This is a genomic window from Acinetobacter tianfuensis (assembly GCF_003611465.1).
In the GTDB taxonomy this organism is placed as follows: Bacteria; Pseudomonadota; Gammaproteobacteria; order Pseudomonadales; family Moraxellaceae; genus Acinetobacter; species Acinetobacter tianfuensis.
In genome coordinates, this window is sequence record NZ_RAXV01000031.1 from 41026 (window position 1) to 47616 (window position 6591).

6 protein-coding genes are annotated in these 6591 nt (G+C 42.1%); 5 read left to right on the plus strand and 1 reads right to left on the minus strand.

What is annotated here, in order from left to right; all coding sequences use genetic code 11:
- Positions 1–112 precede the first annotated feature (112 nt).
- The 3 genes from pnuC (at position 113) to D7V32_RS13180 (ending at position 1670) form a co-directional block, all read left to right on the plus strand.
- Positions 113–685 carry a nicotinamide riboside transporter PnuC gene (gene pnuC, locus D7V32_RS13170; RefSeq protein ID WP_120403305.1) on the plus strand — a complete coding sequence of 191 codons (573 nt, stop codon included), beginning with the start codon at positions 113–115 and terminating at the stop codon, positions 683–685.
- Between the two features lie 48 nt (positions 686–733).
- Entirely contained in the window at positions 734–1024 is a 291-nt protein-coding gene (locus D7V32_RS13175; protein ID WP_120403306.1) for a hypothetical protein, read from the plus strand.
- 151 nt (positions 1025–1175) lie between these two features.
- A complete protein-coding gene (locus D7V32_RS13180) occupies positions 1176–1670 on the plus strand; it encodes a DUF2505 family protein (RefSeq protein ID WP_120403307.1) in 495 nt (164 codons plus the stop codon).
- A 70-nt stretch (positions 1671–1740) separates the two neighbouring features.
- Here the strand turns inward: D7V32_RS13180 and D7V32_RS13185 are convergent, their stop codons facing one another.
- Positions 1741–3039, minus strand: a complete 1299-nt coding sequence (locus D7V32_RS13185) for an MFS transporter (RefSeq protein WP_120403308.1) — start codon at positions 3037–3039, stop codon at positions 1741–1743.
- Positions 3040–3524: 485 nt separating this feature from the next.
- Between D7V32_RS13185 and def the strand changes: the two genes are divergently transcribed.
- On the plus strand, positions 3525–4010 hold the full coding sequence (def, locus tag D7V32_RS13190) for a peptide deformylase (RefSeq protein ID WP_120403309.1): 486 nt from the start codon (positions 3525–3527) through the stop codon (positions 4008–4010).
- Between the two features lie 370 nt (positions 4011–4380).
- Entirely contained in the window at positions 4381–6489 is a 2109-nt protein-coding gene (locus D7V32_RS13195) for a 3'-5' exonuclease (protein WP_120403310.1), read from the plus strand.
- Positions 6490–6591: the final 102 nt, after the last annotated feature.

Sequence of the window (6591 nt, forward strand, 5' to 3'; positions counted from 1 at the left end):
AGCAGCTATTGGCCTGAGCATCGGAAAAAACATATAAATAAGGCCGCAGCGGCAATTGCAGTCGGTGCAGAATTTTCCATAATAGTGTTTTAAAATTATGCAGGCAGAGTAGATGTCGAATCTGGAAATCATTGCGGTTTTGATCAGTGTTATCGCTGTGACTTTGACTGTTCGCCGCCATATGCTGTGCTGGCCATTCAACTTGCTGGCTTGTGTGTTATATGCCTTTATTTTCTTTGACTATAAACTATACGGTGAAACCATTCTGCAAATGTTTTTTATGGGGCTGGCGGTTTACGGTTTTTGGCAATGGAAACAAGGTCAAGCGCAGGATCATGAGATTCGGATAGAGCAGCTGGCGCTGAAGACTATGGCGCAGCAGCTGTTTTTAACTGCAATTGCAGGCGCTATTTTTGGCGCAGGACTGAGGTTTTTAACCGATGCTGCTGTGCCTTGGCTGGATGCGCAATTGGCAGCATTCAGCATGCTGGCAACGTATTGGACCAGCCGTAAACATATTGCGACTTGGGTGCTGTGGGTCGTGGTCGATATTGTTTATGTCGGGATGTTTATTTATAAAGATTTGCTGCTTACGGCAGGACTGTACGCGGCCTTTGTGGTCTTAGCCAGCTATGGCTGGTACCGCTGGGCGCAGGTGCAAAAACAGCAGCACAGCATGATTTAAATATGAGAGCAATTGCAGTTTTCGCTTCCATCTGTTTTAGAGGATATCATGCTGATTGATTTTTTAACGGAACAGCAAAAGCAGTTTGACCGCGCAGCGCAGGCTGTATTGAGCTCGGCGGAACGGTATTTGTGTTTTGACAGCATTGCAGATGTTTATGCTGCGCCGTGGCTGGCAAATTTTCCAAAAGCAGCGCAGCTGAGTGTCTCTGGGCTGGACGACGGCGCAGAGCAGTTTTGCATACGTGTACAGTTTGATGCGCAGTATATGCAGATTGATTATGCAGAAAGCACACACGCCGTCTGGCTCGACCGCTTTGGGAAAAAGCGTCATTTTTGATGCTCAGGCAATCCATAGACTGGATTGCCTTGAAAAAAAGTCAATCCAGTCAATGACAGAAGCTGCGCTAAACGATTCAATACGGATAAATTTTACCGTCATAGACGTGTAAAAAATACAATAAAAAATGAGATGAAAAATAGGACAAAATATGGCGCATCAATTTACTGTAGAAGCTTCAATTCAAGGTATTTCATTGCAGGATTTTAAACGTTTGGCGGCCCGTACCGACTTGCATGAGGCTGTTTGCAAACGTATTCCAGGGGATAACTTGGAAATTATTGAATCTGAAAAAGCGGGCGATATTTACACGCTGAAGCGTGCATATAATTTAGATGTGAAATTGCCCGATGCGGCTAAGAAATTCCTCAAAGATGCTTTTCGTTTGCAGCGTACAGATATCAGTGATTTGCAGGCGATGACGTCTGAAGTCAAACTCAGTCCGAATCTGCCGCTAAAAGCCAGCTGTCAGCGCCGTGTCACTGGTGATGATGAGCATGTGCGTTTTCATTTGAATTGGAATGTCAGTGTGAAAGTACCGTTGATTGGCGGCATGCTGGAGCGCCATGCTGAAGGAGAAATCCGCCGTTTCAGCCAGCTGGAAATTGAAATTATTGAAGATGAGCTGCGTAAAAACTTAGTGTAATAGGCAAAACGGCTTCATCATAAAAAAGAGCGGGTATACCGCTCTTTTTATTGCTGCAGATTTTTCGCGTTTAGCTCGGATTATTTGCATCGGCTGCACGTTTTTCAAAGCGTGAGCGGTATACCGCTGCCGTGAAGAAAGCCACAACGCACACTGCCCAAATATAGTATAGCGCGCCAATTTTACTGTAAGCGCTGAGCCACTGCACCAGCGGCAGGGTAATCCCGCCTGCAATGGCATAAGCCAAGTTATATGAAAACGAAATACCGGAAAAACGGATTTGCGCAGGGAACATTTTTACCATGCTGTATGACACCATGCCGACTGTGCCTGAGCTTAAGCCCAGCAGCATATACAGCATAAATACAGCAGAAGCTTCAACATGGCCAAGACTGTTATAGAAAACAGCAGCCAGCGCAGCTACAGCAAAAGAGCCGAACAGCATGACTTTGCCTGCACCAAACCGGTCCGCCAGCAAGCCTGCAAAAATACAGCCAATCATTTGCATTACAATGGCAGCGCTTTGCATTTTAAAGGCATCTGCGCGTTCAAAGCCAAATGCGCCAGTGAGCAGGTTCGGCATTGCTAAAATAAGCACCACAACACAGCCTGTTAAGAACCATGTAAACAGCATGCCAATCACTACAGCTGTTTTATGTTTTGCCAGCACCTGTTTTACCGGCAGTTCTTTAGCAAGAGCTTTTTTCTCTTGCATCGCTTTAAACACAGGGGTTTCTTTTAAATAGCTGCGCAAATACAGCGCTACAAAACCGAAGATCCCGCCAAGGATGAATGGAATACGCCAAGCCCAATCATGAATTTCAGTTTCGCTGAATTGCAGTGAAATGAACAGCGACATCAGCGCGCCAAGCAAAATACCAAGCGACAGGCCAGCAGTCAGCAGGCCATTTGCAATCCCGATTTTCTTTTCTGGCACATGTTCAGATACAAATGTCCATGCTGCAGGAATTTCACCGCCAATGGCAATCCCTTGCACTACACGCATGAGCAGCAGCAGCAATGGCGCAGCATAGCCAATGCTTTCAAAGGTCGGCATGATGCCGATCATGAGGGTTGGCAGCGCCATAAGTAAAATAGATAGGCTAAATAAGCGTTTGCGTCCGACTAAGTCGCCAAAATGAGCCATCACTACGCCGCCCAGCGGGCGGAAGAAATAGCCTGCGGCGAAAATGCCATATGTATTCAGCATGGCCCAAAATGGGCTGAGTGTGCTTGGGAAAAATAGTTCAGAAATGATTTTTGCGTAAAATACATAAATGACGAAATCATAAAATTCGAGTGCGCCGCCAAGAGAGGACAGGCCTAGTGTCCGTTTATCTTCGCGGCTTAAACTGCGCTGTGCGTCCATGGGGGATATTCACAAATAGCTAAATCTTTGTTTTAGATTGTAAATAACTCAAAATTTGATGAATAATCAAACTTTATTCCATGTCTTATAACTTTTAATTATTAAATATTTTAAACGATATAAAAAATATCTAAATAGACAGATCACTTTATGCTGTTTTGAATAGTGTAAAGAGAACACTGATGCTGGAATGCTGTGCTTTATGTCCATAAATACCGAAACATAGGCGTAATATTTGATGCTGCAAGTATAGCCTGCAGCCATCGTTCCTCAGCGCAGCGCTCAGTAAACAATGAGGTCTCAAATAGCCTAAACCTATGGTGCGGAGTCTAAACAGTGGATCATCTGCGGGTTTAAACGAAGGCTTAAATGATGTATTTATAAACGGACATGCTGGAAATACTGAAACGGGGTATTTTTCTGTTTCAAAACAGAAGATAAATTTAATGCCGTGCATCTGATTGATTAACGTTAAGGAAGAGCGAATGAGTACCATTTTACCTGTTGCGCAGCGCGGTGAAGCCGTACTGACATTGATTGCAGCGCCAGTGGCAGAGCAGGAGTTCGGCAGTATCTGGCTGCATGCTTTAGCGGATGCGCTGCATGCGACCATGCTGGAAAGAAATGGTGTGGGAATTGCAGCGCCTCAAGTCTATATTTCTAAGCGGGTGATTATTGCGGCATCACGGCCGAATTTGCGTTATCCCGATGCGCCGGAAATGGATGCTGTGGTGATGGTCAATCCAGAAATTTTAGCATATTCAGAAACTCAAATTTTAGGTGAGGAAGGCTGCCTCAGTGTACCGGATGAGCGCGGTCAGGTTCTCCGTGCTGAAAAAATTCGTGTACGCTTCCAAAGCATTGACGGTACTGTATTGGAGCATGAGTTTTCAGGTTTTCCAGCCCGTATTGTGCAGCATGAGGTGGATCATTTGAATGGTGTGCTGTTTGTTGAGCGCTTAAGTGTATAGGGGGCTGCAGGGCAGGAATGACAAAAGATAAAGGAAATAACTGTGATGCAGCAGTTGGGTATTTTGCTTTGGAAATGATGGTTTATTTGTCTGAGGAGCTGCAGGAACAGTCAGATTGAGCATTGTATGCTGAAATATGATTTTAGGGTTTGACCGCGCATATTGAGCTTTAGTTAAGTGAAGTCAAATAAACAAAATAAAGCTGTTCCATGCTTTATTTTGTGCGGGAAATAATATGTTATGTGAAGGTCAGCAGCATAGACATTAGAATAATGAATTGAAATATAATGTGAAAAAGTGGACTAATTGACATTCTGGATTATAATTTGTCTGAATTATCAACTTATTATGATTTAGAGAAGAAACTAAAGTGGCAGAGCTAATTCCCCCGACGATACAACAATTAAAATCTGCCAGCAGCGGGGAGCGTAAAGTTTATCAATTATTAGAACATGTATTTCAAGATGAAAATGTCATTATTTGGCATGAACCAAAAGCGCTAAATCGTTATACCGATTTTATTGTGTGGCTGCCTAATCATGGTTTATTGGTCATAGAAGTGAAGGATTGGTCTAAAGACCGATTTGAAACATTAAACCCTGAAGTTTTTACAGGGCATTTTTATAATAACAATAGATCGAAATTGGTTTCTGCTGTAAACCCTGAACTTCAAGTTCGAAAATGCATGCTGAATATTTTAAATCAGTTTAAAAAGACAGCAGTCTTTTTGCAGCAAAGCGGGCCTTATCAGGGTAATGTTAAATTTCCAATCAGCAGCTGTGTGATTTATACAGAGTTAAAACAAGAAGAAGCGCATGCTATAGGCCTGACGTTTCCAGCAATTACGACCGCGCATAAAACTATTTTTAAAGATGATTTACGTTTAGTCGCTGAAAATAAAACGTTTAAACAAAAGCTAATCAATGCATTTTCTGATGTTGCCTTTCCATTTTCTCCATTAAGTTATGTCGAAGAAAAATTTTTACGCTACATGATTTTTCCTGAAATTCGCGTTAATACATTCACTCAAGATGAATTGTTTAAGGCTGAACCTCAAGAAATAAAGGCGTTGGATCTATCGCAAGAGTCTATTGCCAAGAATATTGGTGATGGACACCGTATTTTGAAAGGTGTAGCGGGAAGCGGCAAAACACTTGTATTGGCTTGCCGTGCTAAATATTTAAAGAAAATTCATCCTGACTATAAAATTTTAGTGGTGTGTTATAACAACTCGCTTTGCAATCATTTACGGCAAATGTTTAGTGATGAATTTAACGGCAAGATTGAGGTGCAGAACTTTCATGGTTTAGTAAAGCAAATCACGCGTGCAAATTTGTCGATGCTGAACAATGAAAAACAGACGGACTATAACAGCCGTGTCGGGCAAATTTTATTAGATTATTTGGAACAAGCTAACTTAGCTGCAACTGAACAATATGATGCGATTTTAATTGATGAAGGACAGGACTTTGCTCAAGAGTGGATTATTGGTTTGTCTAAACTGGTAAAGCCAGAAACCAATAATATTTTGTTCTGCTATGACCCTGCTCAAAATATTTTTAACCGCAAGAAGCCAAGCTGGCGTTCGGTGGGCCTGCAGGTGCAGGGTAAAAAGCCTGTTGAGCTGTATAAATGCTACCGCAATACTAAGGAAATTTTGGATATTGCTAAAACATTTTTAAATCCTAAACTTTGGGAAAGTTTACAAAATAATGATGAATATGATCGTGTTTTAGATCCAGATACAGGTGAATGCAATACGGGCGAATACCCAAGTATTTATCATGAAAATGATGTTCGTCATTTGGCAGATTTAATTGCACGTAAAATTCGTCAATTATTGAAATCTGGTACAGCGCCTAAGGATATCGCAGTATTACAGGCCAAGTCCGTTGAATACGATATTTTTATTTCAGAATTAAAAGCAAAATTGGAACATTATACGGCAGATGAAATCGCCGAGTTTGTTTTTAGCAGCGCAGAGAAAAAAGCGCTGGATCTAAATAAAAATACGATTAAGATCATGAATGTGGAATCTTCTAAAGGGCTGGAATTTCCGCATGTATTTTTTGTAGGCCTTGATTATATGCCGCGCGCAGGTGAAAACCGTGACTTAGACTCGGAGCGGAAATTGGCTTATGTGGGCATGACGCGCGCGCAAAATAAGCTCTTTATATTGGGCTGTGAAAACAAAGGTTTTCTTGCGGATATTAAAGAGATATTTGAACAAACCCAGCATGTGATCCGCCAAGAAGAAAGCTCTGTTGAGGTGAGTATAGAAAAAGCTGAAGAAGATGCCTCGCCAGTAGAGACAGAGGCCGATTCCATGATTGGGCAGAAATGGACTGAAGACGAAGAAGTAAAACTAATCGATGCTTTTATGGATGAAAAGCTTCCAATTAAAGACATTGCGCTGCGTCATAACCGTAAAATTGGCGGCATTCGTGCAAGACTGCGAAAATTGCGCCTTATTGATTGAGTCATTTGAGTGAGCGGTCTTAAAGTCATATCTGCTGTCTGGCTCAGGCTTGATTGGTCATACATTTAAAACGCCCTGAACATTTAGGTTTTTTTGAGCTGT